The following is a 19853-nucleotide window of genomic DNA, read 5'->3' on the forward strand; positions in this document are numbered from 1 at the left end:
GTATATTTTCAAATATCCGTTTACAAATACTCTGTTTCTTCCACCTTCTGGTACACAAATACCGGGAATCCTTTTTCGTCATACATCACTTTCATGATTCTCGCATGGCGGTTCGGGTCGTACAGTGGATCTCCGATGATCTCGTCATACGGGCGGGCATGATAGACACAAAGATCCGTCACACCATCTTCTGCCTTTACAAAGCAGTTATGCCCCGGTCCGTAAATCCCCTTTTCTTCGTCGGTTTTCAGTACCGAATGCCGCAGTTTCGTCCATGCATGCGGATCCAGCAGATCTGCATTTTCATCGATATACATCATTCCCATGCAGTAGCATGCTCCCGTCGCGCTTGCGGAAAAAGTCAGAAAAATCTTTCCGTCATGTTTTAAGATCGCCGGTCCTTCATTTACCCAGAAATCCACCCGCTCCCAGTCATAATCCGGTGTTGTCAACAATACCTGATCCGTGCAGAGTTTGTTGGCTGCTGCCATTTTTCCGATATACAGATTGGAAATCTGGCGACCGACACCCGTTTTTTCCGCCCAGATATAATACCATTCTCCCCGGTGTTCAAACACCGTCGCGTCCAGAGAAAAGGCATGGAACGAAAATTCATCGCTGTCTGCCGCCTGCATCATGCCAAGTTCTTCCCATTCATCTTTCATCGGATTCTGCCCCTTGCAATGCAGGACATACGGACGGATGTTCCAGATGTCATCTTTATCCCCGGCTGCATAGTAGATATACCATCCGCCAAACAGATAGTGAATCTCCGGTGCCCAGATATGGGTGCTCTGCGGTCCGCTTTCATGTCTCACCCAGAGGGTTTTCTCCTCCGCATGTACCAGACCACCCAGATCGTTCGCAGCACGCAGAATAATCCGGTCATAAGCCGGTACGGATGCGGTAAAATAGCAGGTTCCGTCCGTGTGGCGGTACACAAACGGATCCGCCCGCTGCGCGATCCATTCATCGTTGTATGGCGTGTGGATATAATTGTCTTTATTCATTTTTATCCTCTTTTTCTGTTAAAATAGTTTTCTTTTTACTGATTATAAGAAATAATAGACTTGTTGATAATATGGCAACAAGTCCAAATTTGCCATATGCTTTTTGTATACTCTGCCAAAACTTAAAAATCCTCAGTTCCGACAGGTGCTTCTTACACCAACCGGAAACTGAGGATCTTAAGATTTGAACCGCTTCTACGACTTACGCGTTTCTGCTGCTCAGATATTCGTTAATATTTGCCAGAACAACGTCTGCATCCAGACCATGCACCATGCATGCTTCTTCCAGAGATTCTCCGATAGAAGACGGGCATCCTACGCAGTGCATACCAGCCTGCATCAGGATCACAGCGATTCCGCCATCCAGTTCCAGCATCTCGCCCATAGTGGTTTCTTTCGTAACCTTCATGATTGGGTCCTCCTTCATACTGTTTTCGCGACTGTTTCCAATCACACTTACTGATACATTTTATCATACTTCTCTCAGAACTTCCAGTTTTCTCGGTAGATTTTTCTCACAGTTTTCCACAGGCTCCAGTGGATTCATCCGTGATATCCACGGAACTCCGTCCCCGGTGGAGGAAAACTTTGTGGAAAGTCTCCTATTACATTCGCCGGTAGCAGGTAATTTACAACAGATACCCGGACAATTGGCTCTGATGCACCGGATTTGTCAGAAAAATAACACTTACGAAACACCAAAGACTACGTTATAATAATCAACGCTGTAAAAAACCAAGTAAGATTTGAAAGAGAAAAAGGAGTAACAAATATGCCGCAGAATAAAAGAGAAAGTTTAATTTACACCGTCCTGATGTGTTTTTGCATGGTGCTCTGGATGAGTATGTATAATGTCACCCTGCATATGGGAGGTTTTTCCCTGGAAGTGTTAAAAGAGGGATGGCTGGGCTTCCCGATCGCCTATGTATTTGCCATGTGCTGTGACTGGTTCCTGGTATCCGGTCTGGCGAAAAAGTTCGCATTTACTTATCTGGTAAAACCGGAAGACAGTGTCCTGAAAAAAGTGATCTGCGTATCCTGTTCCATGGTAGTACCGATGGTACTCATCATGTCCATGTACGGTGCTGTGGAAGGATGTGTGCGCTCCGGTGCATGGTCCCAGCTGCTGATGATCTGGCTGACCAACATTCCCAAGAACTTTATCATGGCTCTTCCTTTCCAGCTGATCATAGCCGGGCCGCTGGTTCGTTTCATCTTCCGTTCTGCATTCCCGGAAGGCAAGGTACTGGCGTGACACAGCACAAAATCCGGGAAAGTGGTGTTAAGAGATACCACTTTCCCGGATTTTTTATTTACGCGAGCAATGCGCCAAAGTCCATGCTTGTATTAGACCTTGGCGACTGCCGCGATAACTCGAGAAACTTGCAAAGCGTGTTTCTCATAGTTTTTTCTGCTCTCTCGTCTACTCTGTAATTTTCCCGTAGCACTTCGGTCTCCTGTCGCGGAACAGTCCCCATTCCAGACGTTTTGCTGCCAGTTCATCCAGATCAAATGTCTCTGTCAGTATTTCTTCCTGATCCCGGGAAGCTGTCTGCAGCAGTTCTCCGGTTTCATCTGTGATAAAGGAAGAGCCGTAAAAAATCAGTGCAGACTCCTGCCCGCCATTTTCCGCACAGGGTTTTACTTCCTCTTTGCCGATCCGGTTGGCCGCGATCACCGGCATCAGATTCATCGCTGCATGTCCCTGCATACAACGACGCCAGTGCGGCATACTGTCACATTCAAGAATCGGTTCGGAACCGATCGCCGTAGGATAAAAGAGCAGTTCTGCTCCTTCTAAAGCCATACACCGTGCAGTCTCCGGGAACCACTGATCCCAGCAGATTCCCACACCGATCTTTCCATATCTGGTGTCAAATACCCGGAAACCGGTGTCTCCCGGTGTAAAATAGAATTTTTCCTGATAATAATGATCATCCGGGATATGTGTTTTCCGGTATACGCCGAGAATTTCTCCGTCCGCATCGATACAGGCTACCGAATTATAGAGATTATTGACCTCTTTTTCATAAAAACTGATCGGTAAAACCACTTTCAGTTCCTTCGCCAGCTTCTGTCCCCAGCATACCGCTTCATTTTCTTCCACAGGCTTCGCATAGCTGTAAAAATCATATCTCCTCTGCTGACAGAAATATTCTCTCTCGAAAAGTTCCGAGAGCAAAATGATCTGTGCACCGGCGGCGGCTGCCTGACGTACCATTTTTTCTGCTTTTTTAAGGTTTTCCTGCGGATGATTGGTACACTGCATCTGCACTGCTGCCACCGTCACCTGTCTTTTTCCCATGTTCTCTTTCCTCCTGTCACCCCGGTACTTTTGTCCTTTTCATGGGACTTTTACCAGCTCTTCTCACCGCTTCTGTTCGTTTCGTCTTTTCCCTGCCGGAATCTGCTGCGTAATACAGTGGATATTTCCTCCCCCTGTCAGGATATCTCTGGCATATACCGGGATAATCTCACGATCCGGACAAAGTTTTCCCAGAATCTGTGCTGCTCTCCGGTCGCTTTCTTCATTTTCCCCGCCAAATGCCGGCAGTATCACAGCACCGTTGGAAAAATAGAAGTTTACATAAGAAGCTGCCAGACGTTCTCCCTCTTCCCGGACATCCTCGCCTTCTTCAAATACATATCCTTCCAGTTCCTCTCTGGTCACGCAGACCGGGTGATCCGGGATCGGAAGTTTATGCACAGTGATTTTTCTTCCCTTTGCATCTGTCTCTCCTTCCAGATATCCCAGACACGCCATGGATAACGGATACTGAGGATCTTCCCTGTTGTCTGTCCAGGCAAGAATCACCTCACCCGGTTTTAAGAATGCACAGACATTGTCCACATGCTCGTTGGTCTCATCCATATAGATTCCCCGGGGCAGCCACAGCACTTTTTCGGCCCCCAGATAGGCTTTCAGTTTTTCTGTAATCTCCTCTTTGGTAAGATCCGGATTTCTGCCCTTACTGAGCAGACAGGATTCGGTCACCATCACGGTTCCCTCTCCATCGCTGTGGACAGAACCGCCTTCCAGCACAAACGGCCTTGCGTCATACCAGGTGTATCCCTCTTTCTCGCAAAAGAAGGGAGCAAAACGATTGTCTTTTTCCCATGAAGCGTACAGTCCGTCTTCGGTTCCGCCCCAGGCGTTAAACTCCCAGTTGATTCCCCTTACTTCCTGTCCATCCGTCACAAAGGTTGGTCCCACATCTCTGGCCCAGGCATCGTCGGTCTCTGCCGCAAAAACCCTTATCGGATACAATGCTTCATCTGTCTGCAGACGCTGTGCCAGCTTTTCCGCCTCTGAAAATGTCTTCCCACTTGCCGCAAGATAAACTTCTTCACTTTTTGCAATTGCCCGGATTACGTCTGCAAATGCTTTTTTTGCCTCCCGTGCACCATTTCGCCAGGATCCCGGCCGTTCCGGCCAAATCAGAATACAGCCCCGGTGCGGCTCATATTCTCCTGGCATACGGTACCCGTCCTGCACCGGCAGAATCTTTCTTATTTCTACATGATTTATTGTCTTTTTTCCGCTGTCCATGTCTTCCTGTCTCCTGTTTTTCTCCTGGTGTTTCTGCAAATATCAAGTACTCTCTGAAGAATCTAATGATCTCTCAGGATATTCTGTGATGTTATGACAGTCTCTCTTTAAAATCCTCATACCCGAATGTCTTTATCATCTCCACCGTTCCATCTTCCTTCAACAAAGCGATTCCCGGAAGCGGCATACCGTTAAAGGTATTATTTTTCACCATAGAATAAATCGCCATATCTTCAAAGACCAGACGATCTCCGATCGCTACCGGATGTTCAAAACTGTAATCCCCAATCACATCCCCGGCAAGACAGGTCATGCTGGATAACCGGTACGTATATGTTTTTTCTCCCGGTTCGTACCCACCCCGCAGAGGCGGACGATAAGGCATTTCCAGTACATCCGGCATATGACAGGCCGCGGACGCATCCAAAATCAGGATCTCCATTCCATTTTTCACGATATCCTGCACTTCTGTCACCAGATATCCGGCATTTAAAGCTATAGCCTCTCCGGGTTCCAGATATACTTCTACCTGATAGGTTGCCCGAATATAGGCAATCAACTGTTTTAACTGTTTCAGCTGATAACCCGGTCTTGTGATATGGTGGCCTCCTCCCAGATTCAGCCATTTCATCTTTTTCAGATACTTACCAAACTTTTCTTCAAAAGCCCGAAACGTAATCACCAGATCATCGGCATCCTGCTCACAGAGCGTATGAAAATGAAGCCCTTCCACACCTTCCAGCAGATCTTCCCGAAACTCTGCCTTCGTCACACCAAGCCGTGATCCCGGTCCGCATGGATCATAAATCTCATGACCTTCCTGAGTGGAACATTCCGGATTCACCCGGATTCCCACGCTGACCGGTTTTCCATCTTCCCGGATCTGTGCGCTTTGTTTACATAACTCTTTATATTTTTCATACTGTCGGAAGGAATTGAACACGATATGATCACAGATTTTCACCAGTTCTTTCATATCGGCTTCCTTATACGCCGGTGCAAACACATGATTTTCTTTTCCCATCTCTTCCCTGCCAAGGCGGGCTTCATAAAGCCCGCTGGCCGTGGTTCCGCTGATAAAGGTTCCAATCATCGGGTACAGAGAAAACATGGAAAACGCCTTCTGTGCCAGCAACACATGACAGCCCGTGTCCTTCTCCAGTTTCTGAAGAATCCTGAGATTTTCTTTTAACTTTTTCTCATCTGCCACGTAACAGGGAGTTGGCAGATCTTTCCACATCATTCTACGATCTGTGGATCTTCATCCACAACCCACGGCAGGCCATACTGATTCAGCATATCCATAAACGGATCCGGATCAAATTCTTCGATATTGAAGACACCGTCTTTATCCCATACTTTATCCACAACCAGCGCCGCACCGATCATTGCAGGAACACCTGTCGTATAAGAGATTGCCTGGGAACCAACTTCTTTGTAGCATTCCTGGTGATCACACACATTATAAATATAAATCGTCTTTTCTTTTCCGTCTTTCTTTCCGGTGAAGATACAGCCGATATTAGTCTTTCCCACAGTACGCGGACCAAGAGATGCCGGATCCGGGAGCAGTGCTTTCAAAAACTGAATCGGAACGATTTCTCTTCCTTCATAATTGATGGGAGAAGTGGAAAGCATTCCTACATTTTCCAGACATTTCATATGTGTCAGGTAACTCTGTCCGAATGTCATAAAGAAACGGATTCTTTTTACACCAGGTACATTCTTCGCCAGAGATTCGATCTCCTCATGGTGAAGCAGATACATATCTTTTTCTCCTACCTGCGGGAAATTATATTCTCTCTTGATCTCCATCGGTTCTGTCTCTACCCAGTGACCGTTCTCCCAGTAGGAACCATTGGCAGATACTTCACGAAGGTTGATCTCCGGATTGAAGTTAGTTGCAAATGGATATCCGTGGTCTCCGCCATTGCAGTCCAGGATATCAATGGTGTCGATCTGGTCAAAATAATGTTTCATTGCATATGCGGTAAATACGCTGGTTACACCCGGATCAAATCCGCTTCCCAAGAGAGCTGTAATCCCCGCTTCTTTGAATCTTTCACGATACGCCCACTGCCAGGAATAATCAAAATATGCAGTAAATCCAGCCTCTTTGCATCGTTTTTCATAGATGGCTCTCCACTCCGGATCATCGGTATCTTCCGGTTCGTAATTCGCGGTATCGATATAATCCACCTTACACTCCAGGCAGGCCTCCATGATCGTCAGATCCTGATACGGCAGCGCCACATTCAGAACCGCATCCGGCTGATACGACCGGATCAGGGCAACCAGTTCTTCTACTTTATCCGCATTCACCTGTGCCGTTGTGATCTTCGTATCTGTGGTTGCTTCCAGTTTTTTCTTTAAAGTATCACATTTTTCTTTCGTTCTGCTGGCAATGCAGATCTCTGAAAATGTTTTGCTGTTCTGACAGCACTTATGAATCGCTACTCCTGCTACGCCTCCGCATCCGATAATCAGTAATCTTCCCATTCTTTTTTCCTCCTGTTTTCTATTATGTACTCTTAGGGTCTTTCTGACCCAGTTACTTTTCCTGATTGTTCCGTACCTTCACAGTTGCTACTTTTCTTCTTCTTCCAGCATATCTTCCACATACTTCGGAAGCATAAAAGCTCCCTTATGAAGATTGGTGGTATAATACCAGGTCTTAATTTTCCGTTCTTTCCATCGTTTTACATTCAGATCATCCAGGGGATGATATTTTTTGGAAGCAAATCCAAACAGCCAGTATCCGGAAGAGCAGGTTGGTATATGTGCCTGATACACTCTGCTGACGGGAAAGCTGTGACTGGCCTTCCTGTGCATGACCCGGCAGGATTCTTCGTCCTCATCATAAAACGGACTGCCATGCTGATAAACCATGATCCCGTCTTCCTTTAGCGCCCGGTAACAGTTTCCGTAGAATTCTTTGGTAAATAATCCTGCATTATGCCCCAGTGGATCGATTGCGTCATTGATGATCAGATCGTACATATTTTGTTTGCTTCGCAGAAATCGCAATCCGTCTTCATAATAGACCGTTACCCGTGGATCTGACAGTCCGCAGGCATTATCCGGAAAGTATTCTTTACAGACCTCCACAAACACCCGATCCGGTTCCACCACATCAATGGTCTCAATCTCTTTGTAATGTCCCAGTTCTCTTGCCACACCGCCGTCACCGCCACCGATCACCAGCACATGTTTCACATTCGGATGAACAGCCATCGGAATATGTACGACCATTTCATCGTAGATAAATTCATCCTTCTCTGAAAATACAATGCTTCCGTCTGCACTTAAAAAACGGCCAAATTCATCCGAATCAAATACATCGATCCGCTGAAATTCCGTCTGCAGCCCGAACAGCTGCTTTTGTACCTTTACAGAAACTTTTACTTTTTCTGTATGGTAATCCGAAAACCATAATTCCATTCTTTTCTCCCCCCTTATCTTCTTACCGCACCGGTCGGAGCTTCCATCACATACAGATATTCCACCGCCGGATCCTGCGTTCCCTGCATGGAACAGCCCTTTTCTTTCGCATATATAATGTAGTCAATAATTTCTTTTGTGATCATCTCTCCCGGGGCCAGAATCGGAATCCCCGGTGGATAACACATGGCAAATTCACCACAGATCATCCCTTCTGTCTCCCGGATCGGCACTGCCTTTTTCTCCGCATAAAATGCCGTCTGCGGAGATACCATAACGGTCGGGTTAATATATTCGGTATTCGGCATCTGCTCCGGATCTCTGGCGTACAGCCTCTGGATATCCGAAAGAGCCCCTACCAGGCGTTCAATATCCTGAATCCGGTCACCAATGGAAATATACGCTAGAATATTGGCAATATCTCCCAGTTCAATCTGGATATCATATTCATCCCGCAAAAGATCATACACTTCGATACCCGCAAGACCGATATCTCTGGTATAGACAGACAGTTTAGTCACATCAAAATCGTATACACTGCTCCCATTGATCATGTCTTTTCCATACGCATAGAATCCACCGATGGCATTGATCTCTTCCCTTGCATACTCAGCCATCCGGCTCACTTTTGCAAAGGATTCTTTTCCCCGGAGAGCCAGATTTCTTCTGGAAATATCCAGACTGGACATCAGAAGGTAAGATGCACTGGTGGTCTGGGTCAGATTGATAATCTGACTCACATATTCCCAGTTCACATTTTTTCCCGTCAGCAACAGGGAACTCTGGGTCAGGCTTCCCCCGGACTTATGCATGGAAACCGATGCCATATCCGCTCCTGCGTCCATGGCACAGACCGGAAGGTTCTCACCAAAATACAGATGGGTTCCATGGGCTTCATCCACCAGAACCAGCATATTGTGTGCATGAGCAATCTTTACAATGGATCGAAGATCCGAACAGATTCCATAATAAGTAGGATTGTTCACCAGCACCGCTACCGCATCCGGATTCGCAACAATCGCTTTTTCCACTTCGGACACTTCCATTCCCAGGGAAATTCCGAGACGGTTATCCACCTCCGGGTTTACATAAACCGGTATCGCTCCACACAATACCAGGGCATTGATCACACTCTTGTGTACATTTCTTGGAAGGATGATCTTATCCCCCGCCTTGCAGCAGGAAAGTACCATTCCCTGTACCGAAGAGGTAGTTCCTCCTACCATGAAAAAAGCATGATCCGCACGGAATGCTTCCGCCGCCAGCTCCTCTGCCTCTTTGATCACCGATACCGGATGGCAGAGATTGTCCAGCGGTTTCATGGAATTCACATCCAGACTGACACATTTTTCACCCAGAAGTTCCACCAGCTCCGGATTACCCCGCCCTCTCTTATGCCCGGGCACATCGAAGGGAACGACCCTTCGTTTCTTCAGTTTTTCCAGCGCCTCATAGACCGGCGCATGCATCTGTTTTTTCTTATCCATATCTTCTCCCTGTTGTCTTTTTCCTGTCCACAGATCAAATATTGTTTATATGTGACTGTGAAAGTACTGACCCGTTATATTTATATAACGAGATAAAATACGCTTTGCAAATTTTACTCGTTATCGCGACAATCGCCAAGATCGCATGCAGGCATGGACTTTGCCTCGTTGTTCGCGTAAATCAAAATTGATCCACCGGACCAATTATTGATAGGTAATGCAACAAAAAAGGACAGGTGAAATCACCTGTCCGCATTGTCATTCTATAGTTCTACTTTGTATTTTCTCTACATCCGCAAAAACTATGTTCTCAGAGTTTGTCGTTGGCATCTTTGCCAGCAAATATTTGCTATTCCGTAACTGTATCCGCCCACAGCTACAAGCTAACTACTCTTTATTGACCATTTCACAAGTGATACCTCAACCGGATTTCTTCGCTTTCTTCCGGTTGGAAACTTATAAAATTTAGCTTTTAACTAAATCAATAATGCGGTCTCTCACCGCTCTCGGCAGCTGCCCCGCCTGTCCGTATGGGCTTAACCAATATGCTTGGTGGGCTAATAATAAATATTTGCATGAAAACATGGTTTGCTTCATGTAGTTTTGAGTATATCACAGCATTTTATGTAATGCAAGTAAAAGCTGGGTAAAGTCATTCAAAGTACTTTCCCGGGTGTCCCATTCTTATCATCTGAATCGACATTTCTATCTCTGCCAAGAGCATGATCAAACTCATCAAGAACATCCGTCATCAGGCCTTCATCGAGCCGACTTCTGCACTCTGCAACCAATACAGCTGGAATTCCATAAAATGCTTCTGCAATACTGCCTGTAATAGCGCCAAGTGTGTCAGTATCTCCACCAAGTGATACTGCATTCCGTATGGCATCCTCAAAATCTTGGGATTCCAGAAATGCAATAATCGCCTCCGGTACTGTTCTCTGACAAGTCTCATCCATATGATATCCCGGTCTGATTTCATCAATTGTTCTATTAAGATTATAATGAAACTCCCTCTCAATATATTCTTTAATCTCTTCTTTCGAGAATCCATTCCTAGCCATGTATATTGCACTGGCTGTTGCCTCTGCACCCTTAATGCCTTCCGGATGATTATGTGTCACGTTTGCTGTCGCTCTTGCTACCTCTCTTGTTCTTTCCATCGAATCATAAAGCCATCCCGCCGCTGACACTCTCATGGCAGAACCATTTCCATAACTTCCGTATGGCTTTGGATTGCTTTCTCTAAGCCAATGCCTGAATCTTCCACCATAACCTGCATATGGATATCTTTTTCCCCTATCCTGCATGTTAGTTACTACCGCCTCTTCAATTTCCTTTACTGTAGCTTCCTTTCCGACTGCAAGAAGAGCTTCTCCAACCGCTATTGTCATAACAGAATCATCTGTAAAGTCACAGTCTTTACTAAACAGATCGAATTCCTTTGTTTTATCTCCTCTGTCAAACTCAAATGGACTTCCTATAATATCTCCTAAAATTGCTCCGTACATATATGCCTCCAATCTCCGGAATGCTCCCGCAACTCTTTTTCTTTGTTACAATATGAGTATAATTGAAAGACATCTTTATATGGTCGCTATCCGTGCGACACTTTTTAGGGCAAAAACAAACGCCGATACTATAAGTACCGACGTAACATATGCACCGGTAACAGCAATATCACCTCTTGCAATTTTCCGATGCCTGCTTTTCAGCAAGAAGCTGTTCTTTTCCTGTCGCCCTCTTGATTACCGAACAGCAAAAACAGGCTTGGCTGGATTTGCTATCTTAGCCACTATGCTTTACTCAAAATATCCGTTTAGATAATTTGCCGTATCTTCGTTCACTGCAAAAATCATATCTAAATCATCTAAACCGTAAATCTTAATGCCCATGTAAGAACCATCATATAGTGTGATAGTGGTAACATCATAAAGTGTTCCATCTGTATCGGTCTGTCCCAGTTTGATCGTTTTCTCGTAACTATTCAGTAGCCACTATCCCGCGAGGTGTTTTGACATGAATATGTCAAAATCCCGAGACATACAAGCCAAAATGCCATCACCGAAGGTGATTTACGCGAGCAACGAGTCAAAGTCCGTGCTTGCACGGAACCTTGAGGAGTCCCGCGATAACGATAAAAACTCGCAAAGCGTGTTTTTATCGTTTAAATGCATTTTGGCTCGTAACTGTGAAGGTACTGAACAGTTACGTTTTCCCTTGTATTAGTTTCCCAATAATTACTATCTTTATTTCCGGTGAATTCTACTAATGCCAACATTCAACAGCTACTTTTATAACACCATCTCTCTTATTCTCGAAAAGATCATAAGCCTCATCAATCTTACTTAGAGGATAGGTATGCGTGATAAGTGGTTCTGTATTAATCTTTCCATCAGCAATCAGTTGCAATGTCTCATCGCAGTCGCATCCATCTACTCCACCGGTTTTGAAGATAAGATTTTTCCCATACATATCTGGAAGCGGTAATCTCTGTGCTTTATCATACAGTGCAACGATTGTTACAATTGCATTCGGTCTTGCGCACTCCCATGCAAGGCGAAACGTTGATTCAGCTCCGGCAACTTCAAGAACAACATCTGCTCCACCATGATCACTTGTTTTTTTTACAAATTCCTCACATTCTTCCGGAGAAACAGTAAGTACATCCGGATAATGCTTATTAATAAATTGGATACGTTCTTCGTCTTTCTCACACATGATAATATGCTTTGGACTCTTCAGCATAACGCAAAGTAATGTGCAGATTCCTGTGGGACCTGCACCGATGATCAGTACCGTGTCATCTTCTGTAATTTCAGAAATACGAGTTGCCCAGTAGCCGGTAGCCAGTACATCTCCAACAAATAATGCCTGTCGCTCTGTAACTTCGTCCGGAATCTTGTTTAATCCTTGATCTGCGAACGGTACGCGCACATACTCAGCCTGACCGCCATCGATACGGCAGCCAAGAGCCCAACCGCCATTTTGGTCCGTACAGTTATTGACATAACCTTTTTTGCAGAAATAACATTCACCACAAAATGTCTCCACATTGACTGTTACTCTGTCTCCCGGTTTGACATGAGTAACAGCGCCTCCAACTTCTTCAACAATTCCAACCATCTCGTGACCAACAGTAATTCCCAAAACTGCACGTGGAACACTTCCATGCTTGATATGTAAATCACTGGAACAGATACTCGCAAGCGTTACCTTTACAATAGCATCCCTTTCATGCATAATTACCGGTTTCGGTTTTTCTCTTAATTCGAATTTTCCTTTTGATACATATGTATAAGTCTGCATTGTTTTTCCCCCACCATTTTCAAATAGTATAAAGCATTTTTGCTCGTAACTGCTCAGTACCTTCACCGTTACGAGCCAAAATACATTTAAAATCTCCTCCGCTCAAGAAAAGAATCGTATATCAATCACAGCCTTCTTATATTATAGGTTTCCATCTTACGAGTTACAAGCGAAAATAAATAGGAAAAGAAAGTTCCCTGCTTATAACGACTCTCACCGATTGTCAATCTTCTCCGGGAACATATCATGATTACTCATGCGGTTCCAGGCAACCTTTTCCCAATCCGTACCCGGCTTTCCGTAATTACAATACGGATCAATGGACAATCCTCCTCTTGGGAGAAATTTACCCCAGACTTCTATATATTTCGGTTCAAGAAGACTGACCAGATCCTTCATGATTATGTTGATCACATCTTCGTGAAAGTCTCCATGATTTCTAAACGAGAACAAATATAATTTCAAGGATTTACTCTCCACAAGACGTTCATCCGGAACATAAGAAATTGTGATCGTTGCAAAGTCCGGCTGTCCGGTAATCGGACAAAGGCTTGTAAATTCGGGGCAGTTAAACTTGACAAAATAATCATTTTCAGGATGTTTATTCTGAAATGCCTCTAATACAGATGGATTGTAATCCATACTGTACTCTGTTTGCTGATTTCCCAATAATGTTAAATTTTCTTTTTCTCTCATCGTTTTCTCCTCTATCTCAATGCCGGATCTTCCATATGGTTTGCCTGAAATGCCGCTGCACGGTCAATGCATGTTCCACATTTTCCGCAAGGCTTCTCGCCTCCTTCGTAGCAGGACCAGGTCAACTTGTAAGGAACTCCCAGTTCTAATCCAATCCTTACTACTTCAGCTTTGGATACATTAACAAAAGGTGCTTCTATTTTAAGCTGATGTCCGGAACCTTCCCATATTGCTTCATTCATAGCCTGATTGAATACCGGCGAGCAGTCCGGATACGCAAAGCCTGCAGAATCATCTGCATGAGCTCCATAATAAATTACTTCGCAGTCCTTGCTCAGCGCGATACTTGCCGCAGAAGAAAGAAATAATCCGTTTCGGAACGGTACATATGTGCTTACTGGCTTATCGCCATTGGTTTTTGAAATCTGTTCTGCGTAACTTTCCTCCGGGATGTCTTCCGTAGACTGTTGAAGCAGTGAACAGTTACTATATTGAAATATCTTCCTCAAATCCAGGAACAAATGCTCCACACCATAATATTGGGCAACTGCTATTGCAGCTTTAATTTCTTTATCATGTTTTTGTCCGTAGGAAACCGAAAGGGCAATCACCTGGTCTTTCCCATACTTTTGGATTGCCAGTCCCAATGCCGTTGTTGAGTCGATTCCTCCGCTAAAAAGAACTAATGCTTTCATCTTTATCACCTCACTATTTATACTCCCCGCTTGTCAGGATCCCAGATCACTTTATGTATCTGTATCTGCAACCGTACACCATTCAACCGATGCTTCAACATGAATTCTACTATTTGCACCGGTTCTATTGAGCCAAAAACAGGGCTAAGATAAACATGACATCTGTTGGTCAGATCATAAGTCCGAATCAATTCCAGTGCTTTCAGCAAATCTTCCTGACTGCCGGATACAAATTTTACAGTATCATTCTTTTCAAGCAGTTCCATGTTCTCTGTTATCATATGTTCTTCGCACCCGCTTGATGGTAACTTATAGTCCATTGTAAATACCGGACGTTCTTCACAAAATGCAGCCAGATCGACTGCTCCATTTGTCTCAATCTCAACCTGCAGTCCTGCTTTTAAAAGAAAATGGATTAAACCTCTGATATCTTTTTGCATCAACGGTTCTCCGCCTGTAAGTGTCACATTGTGAATTCCTGTTCCAAGAACATAATTTAGTATTTCTTCCGGAGTTTCTTCTTTATATGGGCACTCAGGTTCATTAGCCCACATAGTATCACAATAACTACATCGCAGGTTGCACCCTTTAAAACGGATAAAAACTGCAAGTTCTCCTGCACGCGTGCCTTCCCCATTAATACTGGTAAATTTTTCTACTACTTTCATCTACTCTTCCTCATAGACTGCACAATTATTAGGTGTCTCATATACTTCCACATAATGAACTCCATACCCTAAATCTGTTAATTCTTTGTAGAAATAATATGCGAAATTTTCTGCTGTAGGACGAAATGAAACTTCCTCCAAATGAAAATCTTCATTCTGAAGTGCAGCTACGGTCTCTGCTTTCAGAGATCCCGTCTCGTAGATCAGGCTATGGTCAAAGTAATCACAAAGTACCTTCAGGTCTTTTTTCAGATTACCAAAATCCACTACCATTCCTCGTGTCTGTCCTTCTTGTTCTAACTCCTGACTCTTGATTTTTGCAACAACATTCCAACGATGTCCGTGGATGTTTCTACATTTTCCCTCGTATTTCCAAAGAAAATGTGCTGCATCAAAGCTGGCTTTTGTTTGTAAATAATACATATTTCAACTCTCCTGTATGTGAAATGTATGTACCTGTTAAGAGCTATGCATTCTAAATAGAGCAGTTTTGTAACTATTCAGCAGCCACTGTGAAGGTACTGAACAGTTACGCAGTTTTCATATATCAGAAAATCCACATCTAATATACAAAAAGCTCTGCGTACTTCTTCGCACGCAGAGCCTGAAATCCTCATGATTAGCCCCGGTTTTATTTTTCGACAGGAAGGTACAAATGAACTGTCGGCTGTTTTCACAGCATGAAAATTATACCACAGAAAGTCAGATTGTTAAATTGATTTATGATATTATGATACTGACTGCCCGATCCATACTTCTTAAGAGCAACTGTCCTAAAAAGATCCCCATGCCGAAACATGAATTCCCTTTTGTCCCAGTATCCATATCCCCCGGATATATTATCTATATTTACATATAATATCTACACAAAATTTTATGGATTATTTTCGGGTTATTTTCAACCCTCTATGCTTTTCAGACATTGATTTTACCGGTTCGACGCAGGCGATGATATATTTCAGGTATTTTCGTTCCGCATTCGGATCGATGACATTCACAATACTGAGGCTGTAAAGATCCGAACTAAGCTGCAGTGCCTGCTCTTTCAGATAATTTCGGATTTTCTGGTAAGCGATCCGGATATCTCCGTCTTTCTCCCGGCAGACCATCACAACCGTAAGTCTGCCAGAAAGCTCGCGGATGCCCGGGCCGGATGCCTGTGCGTCCGCAAAGCTGAAAACTTCCCTATACACATACTGTTCTTTCTGGAAATCCTCCCGTCCGATCGACGCTCCCATAGGAAAGGCCTGTATTCCGGGATGAGCACATTCTTTCAGATGTCTGTGAATGTCTGTGGAAATCTCGCTGAAAGAGGTCGCCGGATCTGAGAGTACTTTTGTTACCTTTAATCGAAAAATCTCCGGCTGCTCATACAGTTCCGGCTTTCCTGTATCATTCTTCCGGATCTGTTCCAGCAGTTTTCTTGTATTTCCGATAATTCCGATCCGCCGCTCCAGCTCTCTTTGCTGCGTCAGAAGCGCCGCGTACTGCCGGTCAACAAAACCGTCAAAACGCACTTCTTCCCCGCCAAGCAGATATTCTTTTATATCCTCCACCGAACATCCCAGTCCACGAAAGGTACTGATAAAATAATAGGAGCTGATCTGCGCATAGCTGTAATAGTGATACCCGTTTTTCTCACTTTTCTTCGGCACCAGGATCCCCTGTTTTTCATAATAACGCAGCGTGTCTCTCGTCGTCTGACACATCCTGGCAAATGCTCCCGCGCTGATGCAATATTCCTCTCCCGCCATGTTTTTCCTCCTGTTTTTCCGACATTTCTATGTTGTAATCCGGTTCCGGATTTGTATTGTTACAGTTTTCTTCTTTTTCTATATGTTCCCCGTTCCTGCTGTTATTCGCTGTCTTTTGTAACATTTGCATTCTTGACATGGGGGTTACACCCAGCTTTATTCTATCACAGGATAAAAATACACAACACCCTGATTTCAGGGGATTTTATAATAATGGAGTTGAAATATCATGCATACATTAAAGAAACTTTACTGTCGTTGTTTTCAGATCAGTTTTCGTGCTGCCCTGCCGCTGATGCCGTACCGGGAACCGAAGCTGATCGATGGATTTTCCGGTGTACCGAAAGTTTTGCGGAAACATAGCATTACCAGGCTTCTTCTTGTCACGGATCCGGGTGTGTATTCTCTTGGACTGACTACACCGCTGGAACAGATTTTGAAAAAAGCCGGGATCACCTGTATCGTCTACAAAGATACGGTGGCCAATCCTACTTCTGCCAACGTGGAAGATGCCAAAAACCTGTATCTGAAAAAACACTGTCAGGCGCTTCTCGCTTTCGGCGGCGGATCTTCCATGGACTGTGCCAAAGGAGTCGGTGCCAGACTCGCCCGTCCGAACAAATCACTGGCCAAGATGGAAGGAATCCTTCATGTCATGCACAAGCTGCCCCTGTTGATCGCCGTCCCCACCACAGCCGGAACCGGAAGTGAAACAACACTGGCCGCTGTCATCACCGATGCCGATACCCATCACAAATACGCGATCAACGATTTCAGCCTGATCCCGCACTACGCCGTTCTGGAGCCTGAAGTCACAGTCGGACTGCCAGCGCAACTCACCGCCACTACCGGTATGGATGCCCTGACACATGCGATTGAAGCATATATCGGCCGCTCCACCACGAAGCAGACCCGAAAAGCCGCGATTGAAGCGATCCAGCTGATCTTCCAGTATCTCCCGGTCGCCTATAAAAATGGCAAAAACCGGACAGCAAGAAAAGAAATGCTCCGCGCCTCCTATCTGGCCGGTACTGCATTTACCAAAAGTTATGTCGGATATGTACATGCCGTAGCACACAGTCTGGGCGGTCAGTACGGCATCCCGCATGGACTGGCAAACTCCGTTCTTCTTCCGATCGTTCTCGAAGCGTACGGAAGCGCCGCGCACAAAAAACTGGCTCACCTCGCCCGGATCACCAAACTTTCTTCTTCCCCAGACGATACCACCGCAGCCAATGCTTTTATCGCACATATCCGAAAAATGAACGCTTCCATGAACATCCCGACGACCCTCGCCGGTATCCGTAACGAAGATATCCCGAAACTGGCCCGCTATGCCGATAAAGAGGCGAATCCGCTTTATCCAGTTCCGATTCTTTGGGATGACAAACAGCTTGCTTTGATGTATCATCTGGTACAGGAGAAAAAAGAAAAGGAGAATAACAGCCATGCAGAAACAGGACATCGAGACTATACTGGCATCTCAGCGTAAGTTCTTCGCCACCGGAAAGACTCTGCCGGTCTCCTGGCGTCTCGAACAACTGAAAAAATTAAGAACTTCTATGCTTCGCCACGAAGAGGATCTGTACGGAGCATTGAAAAAAGATCTGGGAAAAAGCCGGATGGAAAGTTATATGTGTGAGATCGGACTGACCCTTTCTGAACTGACCTGGATGGAAAAGCATATCCGCAGGCTGACCCGTGAAAAACGGGTTCCAACCCCACTGGCACAGTTCGCCGCAAGAAGTTTTCAGTCCCCGACACCGTACGGCACGGTTTTGATCATGAGTCCCTGGAATTATCCGGTACTCCTGACACTGGAACCTCTGATTGACGCACTGGCCGCCGGCAATACCGTCATCGTCAAACCAAGTGCCTACGCACCAGCTACGAGTGCTGTAATGGAAATGATTATAAAAGAGACTTACCCTCCGGAATATGTCCGTATGATCACTGGCGGCCGTCAGGAAAACCAAGCCCTGCTTACACAGCGTTTTGATAAAATCTTTTTTACCGGCGGCAAAACCGTCGGCCGTGAAGTACTCCGCCATGCCGCAGAATATCTAATCCCTGTCACCCTGGAACTCGGTGGGAAAAGTCCGTGTATCGTAGATTCCACCGCAAAGATTCCATTAGCTGCCAGACGCATCGTCTTTGGAAAATACTTAAACTGCGGGCAGACCTGTGTGGCTCCGGATTATATCCTCTGTGATGTTTCCATCAAAGATGCCTTGCTTGCAGCAATTCAGAAAGAAATTACCCGACAGTTTGGAGATCGTCCGTTGGACAATCCGGATTACGGAAAAATTATCAACGAAAAACATTTTGAACGGATCCTCGGTCTAATCGCAAAAGAAAAAATAATCTGTGGTGGCGAATCAGATTCTTCTACTCTTCGCATCGCCCCAACCGTCCTCACCGATGTTTCCTGGGACGATCCGGTCATGGGGGAAGAGATCTTCGGACCGCTCCTTCCGGTGCTGACATATTCCTCTCTGGATGAGGCGATCCGCACCGTAGAATCTCACCCCCATCCACTGGCATTATATTTCTTCAGCGAAGACAAAAAAGCGCAGAAAAAAGTACTGGATCTGTGTCACTTCGGCGGCGGCTGCATCAACGACACCATTATCCATCTTGCTACCAGTGCCATGCCATTTGGCGGTGTCGGTGAGAGCGGTATGGGTGGATACCACGGCATGGAAGGCTTCAAAACCTTCAGTCACACCCGCAGCATTGTCGACAAAAAAACCTGGATGGATCTTCCGATCCGGTATCAGGAGTATGTGGGATGGAAAGAAAAACTTTTGCGGATGTTTCTGCGATAGTTTTCTTATTTTTGCACTTCCAAAATTGAAATCCGTAAAATATCAAAAGGTGGTATGTTCATTGTCACGTCAAACAATTGAACACACCACCTTTTATTTACACAAGCAGCGCGCTAGAGCGTGTCTGAAAAAGGCTTTTCGTGAGCTGTGAGTCCCAGTTTGTTGGAGATTTTATCCGAATGAGGGCGGCGTAGCGGGCTACGGCAACCGAATGAAGCATCGAGTCGAAATTCACATCTGCACAAAATCTTGATAACGCTCTAATTCGTGTAACAAAAAACCTGCAGGATACATTCATTTGTATCTTACAGGTCTATTCTATCTCATTCCTCCCGGAGCTTTCCCTGCCCTTCCTGGCATAAAAAAGCTCCCCCAGTTGGACTCGAACCAACGACACTGCGGTTAACAGCCGCAT

At 45.2% G+C, this 19853-nt stretch carries 18 protein-coding genes and 2 pseudogenes; 4 read left to right on the top strand and 16 right to left on the bottom strand.

Annotated features, from left to right (window positions below):
• Positions 1–20: 20 nt before the first annotated feature.
• Both MSA64_RS09275 and MSA64_RS09280 read right to left on the bottom strand, forming a co-directional pair.
• Positions 21–1010, bottom strand: coding sequence for a family 43 glycosylhydrolase (locus MSA64_RS09275; RefSeq protein WP_287891417.1), 990 nt, complete (start codon positions 1008–1010; stop codon positions 21–23).
• 202 nt (positions 1011–1212) lie between these two features.
• A complete protein-coding gene (locus MSA64_RS09280; protein WP_022172745.1) occupies positions 1213–1419 on the bottom strand; it encodes a DUF1858 domain-containing protein in 207 nt (68 codons plus the stop codon).
• Positions 1420–1782: 363 nt separating this feature from the next.
• Here MSA64_RS09280 and MSA64_RS09285 point away from each other — a divergent pair, with 363 nt between their 5' ends.
• Entirely contained in the window at positions 1783–2265 is a 483-nt protein-coding gene (locus MSA64_RS09285) for a DUF2798 domain-containing protein (RefSeq protein WP_287891419.1), read from the top strand.
• A gap of 168 nt (positions 2266–2433) precedes the next feature.
• Here MSA64_RS09285 and aguB read toward each other — a convergent pair whose 3' ends face one another.
• The 13 genes from aguB to MSA64_RS09350 form a co-directional block, all read right to left on the bottom strand.
• On the bottom strand, positions 2434–3315 hold the full coding sequence (aguB, locus tag MSA64_RS09290; RefSeq protein WP_287891420.1) for an N-carbamoylputrescine amidase: 882 nt from the start codon (positions 3313–3315) through the stop codon (positions 2434–2436).
• A 63-nt stretch (positions 3316–3378) separates the two neighbouring features.
• Entirely contained in the window at positions 3379–4560 is a 1182-nt protein-coding gene (aguA, locus tag MSA64_RS09295; RefSeq protein ID WP_277663387.1) for an agmatine deiminase, read from the bottom strand.
• 91 nt (positions 4561–4651) lie between these two features.
• A complete protein-coding gene (gene nspC, locus MSA64_RS09300) occupies positions 4652–5803 on the bottom strand; it encodes a carboxynorspermidine decarboxylase (protein WP_022172749.1) in 1152 nt (383 codons plus the stop codon).
• Positions 5800–7059 carry a saccharopine dehydrogenase family protein gene (locus tag MSA64_RS09305; RefSeq protein ID WP_118576663.1) on the bottom strand — a complete coding sequence of 420 codons (1260 nt, stop codon included), beginning with the start codon at positions 7057–7059 and terminating at the stop codon, positions 5800–5802. Before MSA64_RS09305 ends, nspC begins: the two co-directional genes overlap by 4 nt.
• An 87-nt stretch (positions 7060–7146) precedes the next feature.
• Complete coding sequence (gene speE / locus MSA64_RS09310) at positions 7147–8001, bottom strand: polyamine aminopropyltransferase (protein ID WP_022172751.1); 855 nt, start codon at positions 7999–8001, stop codon at positions 7147–7149.
• Positions 8002–8015: 14 nt separating this feature from the next.
• A complete protein-coding gene (locus MSA64_RS09315; protein ID WP_022172752.1) occupies positions 8016–9488 on the bottom strand; it encodes an aminotransferase class I/II-fold pyridoxal phosphate-dependent enzyme in 1473 nt (490 codons plus the stop codon).
• A gap of 656 nt (positions 9489–10144) precedes the next feature.
• Entirely contained in the window at positions 10145–10999 is an 855-nt protein-coding gene (locus MSA64_RS09320) for an ADP-ribosylglycohydrolase family protein (protein ID WP_287891423.1), read from the bottom strand.
• A gap of 757 nt (positions 11000–11756) precedes the next feature.
• Positions 11757–12797, bottom strand: coding sequence for an alcohol dehydrogenase (locus MSA64_RS09325; protein WP_022172755.1), 1041 nt, complete (start codon positions 12795–12797; stop codon positions 11757–11759).
• Positions 12798–13010: 213 nt separating this feature from the next.
• Positions 13011–13493 carry a preQ(1) synthase gene (gene queF, locus MSA64_RS09330; RefSeq protein ID WP_287891425.1) on the bottom strand — a complete coding sequence of 161 codons (483 nt, stop codon included), beginning with the start codon at positions 13491–13493 and terminating at the stop codon, positions 13011–13013.
• A gap of 11 nt (positions 13494–13504) precedes the next feature.
• Positions 13505–14188 carry a 7-cyano-7-deazaguanine synthase QueC gene (gene queC / locus MSA64_RS09335; protein WP_154432515.1) on the bottom strand — a complete coding sequence of 228 codons (684 nt, stop codon included), beginning with the start codon at positions 14186–14188 and terminating at the stop codon, positions 13505–13507.
• A gap of 17 nt (positions 14189–14205) precedes the next feature.
• Positions 14206–14856, bottom strand: coding sequence for a putative 7-carboxy-7-deazaguanine synthase QueE (gene queE / locus MSA64_RS09340; protein WP_154432516.1), 651 nt, complete (start codon positions 14854–14856; stop codon positions 14206–14208).
• Entirely contained in the window at positions 14857–15279 is a 423-nt protein-coding gene (locus MSA64_RS09345) for a 6-pyruvoyl trahydropterin synthase family protein (RefSeq protein ID WP_106491278.1), read from the bottom strand. It abuts the gene before it with no gap.
• Between the two features lie 458 nt (positions 15280–15737).
• Positions 15738–16610 (bottom strand): MerR family transcriptional regulator, encoded by an 873-nt coding sequence (locus MSA64_RS09350; RefSeq protein ID WP_154432518.1) that lies wholly within the window; start codon positions 16608–16610, stop codon positions 15738–15740.
• A gap of 229 nt (positions 16611–16839) precedes the next feature.
• On the opposite strand from MSA64_RS09350, the gene MSA64_RS09355 reads away from it, so the two are divergent.
• Both MSA64_RS09355 and MSA64_RS09360 read left to right on the top strand, forming a co-directional pair.
• The gene (locus MSA64_RS09355) at positions 16840–18102 is read left to right on the top strand and encodes an iron-containing alcohol dehydrogenase (RefSeq protein ID WP_106491281.1); all 1263 of its coding nucleotides are present in this window, start codon (positions 16840–16842) and stop codon (positions 18100–18102) included.
• The gene (locus MSA64_RS09360; protein WP_154432520.1) at positions 18059–19438 is read left to right on the top strand and encodes an aldehyde dehydrogenase; all 1380 of its coding nucleotides are present in this window, start codon (positions 18059–18061) and stop codon (positions 19436–19438) included. Before MSA64_RS09355 ends, MSA64_RS09360 begins: the two co-directional genes overlap by 44 nt.
• Before the next feature lie 97 nt (positions 19439–19535).
• Here MSA64_RS09360 and MSA64_RS12220 read toward each other — a convergent pair.
• Positions 19536–19640 (bottom strand): annotated as a pseudogene (locus MSA64_RS12220) (DUF6783 domain-containing protein); the annotation flags it as partial.
• On the opposite strand from MSA64_RS12220, the pseudogene MSA64_RS12225 reads away from it, so the two are divergent.
• A pseudogene (locus tag MSA64_RS12225) lies at positions 19620–19691 on the top strand (hypothetical protein); the annotation flags it as partial. The pseudogenes MSA64_RS12220 and MSA64_RS12225 overlap by 21 nt on opposite strands.
• Positions 19692–19853 lie beyond the last annotated feature (162 nt).

The organism is Oliverpabstia sp., from assembly GCF_022785585.1.
Classification (GTDB): Bacteria; Bacillota; Clostridia; order Lachnospirales; family Lachnospiraceae; genus Oliverpabstia; species Oliverpabstia intestinalis.

Bases quoted from the DNA above. Each gene is read 5' to 3' on its own strand.
- queE (WP_154432516.1), bottom strand. From the start codon at position 14,856: ATGAAAGTAGTAGAAAAATTTACCAGTATTAATGGGGAAGGCACGCGT.
- nspC (WP_022172749.1), bottom strand. From the start codon at position 5,803: ATGATGTGGAAAGATCTGCCAACTCCCTGTTACGTGGCAGATGAGAAA.
- speE (WP_022172751.1), bottom strand. From the start codon at position 8,001: ATGGAATTATGGTTTTCGGATTACCATACAGAAAAAGTAAAAGTTTCT.
- aguA (WP_277663387.1), bottom strand. From the start codon at position 4,560: ATGGACAGCGGAAAAAAGACAATAAATCATGTAGAAATAAGAAAGATT.
- MSA64_RS09320 (WP_287891423.1), bottom strand. From the start codon at position 10,999: ATGTACGGAGCAATTTTAGGAGATATTATAGGAAGTCCATTTGAGTTT.
- MSA64_RS09360 (WP_154432520.1), top strand. From the start codon at position 18,059: ATGCAGAAACAGGACATCGAGACTATACTGGCATCTCAGCGTAAGTTC.
- MSA64_RS09350 (WP_154432518.1), bottom strand. From the start codon at position 16,610: ATGGCGGGAGAGGAATATTGCATCAGCGCGGGAGCATTTGCCAGGATG.
- MSA64_RS09345 (WP_106491278.1), bottom strand. From the start codon at position 15,279: ATGTATTATTTACAAACAAAAGCCAGCTTTGATGCAGCACATTTTCTT.
- MSA64_RS09315 (WP_022172752.1), bottom strand. From the start codon at position 9,488: ATGGATAAGAAAAAACAGATGCATGCGCCGGTCTATGAGGCGCTGGAA.
- MSA64_RS09285 (WP_287891419.1), top strand. From the start codon at position 1,783: ATGCCGCAGAATAAAAGAGAAAGTTTAATTTACACCGTCCTGATGTGT.
- queF (WP_287891425.1), bottom strand. From the start codon at position 13,493: ATGAGAGAAAAAGAAAATTTAACATTATTGGGAAATCAGCAAACAGAG.
- MSA64_RS09305 (WP_118576663.1), bottom strand. From the start codon at position 7,059: ATGGGAAGATTACTGATTATCGGATGCGGAGGCGTAGCAGGAGTAGCG.
- MSA64_RS09355 (WP_106491281.1), top strand. From the start codon at position 16,840: ATGCATACATTAAAGAAACTTTACTGTCGTTGTTTTCAGATCAGTTTT.
- MSA64_RS09325 (WP_022172755.1), bottom strand. From the start codon at position 12,797: ATGCAGACTTATACATATGTATCAAAAGGAAAATTCGAATTAAGAGAA.
- MSA64_RS09275 (WP_287891417.1), bottom strand. From the start codon at position 1,010: ATGAATAAAGACAATTATATCCACACGCCATACAACGATGAATGGATC.
- aguB (WP_287891420.1), bottom strand. From the start codon at position 3,315: ATGGGAAAAAGACAGGTGACGGTGGCAGCAGTGCAGATGCAGTGTACC.
- queC (WP_154432515.1), bottom strand. From the start codon at position 14,188: ATGAAAGCATTAGTTCTTTTTAGCGGAGGAATCGACTCAACAACGGCA.
- MSA64_RS09280 (WP_022172745.1), bottom strand. From the start codon at position 1,419: ATGAAGGTTACGAAAGAAACCACTATGGGCGAGATGCTGGAACTGGAT.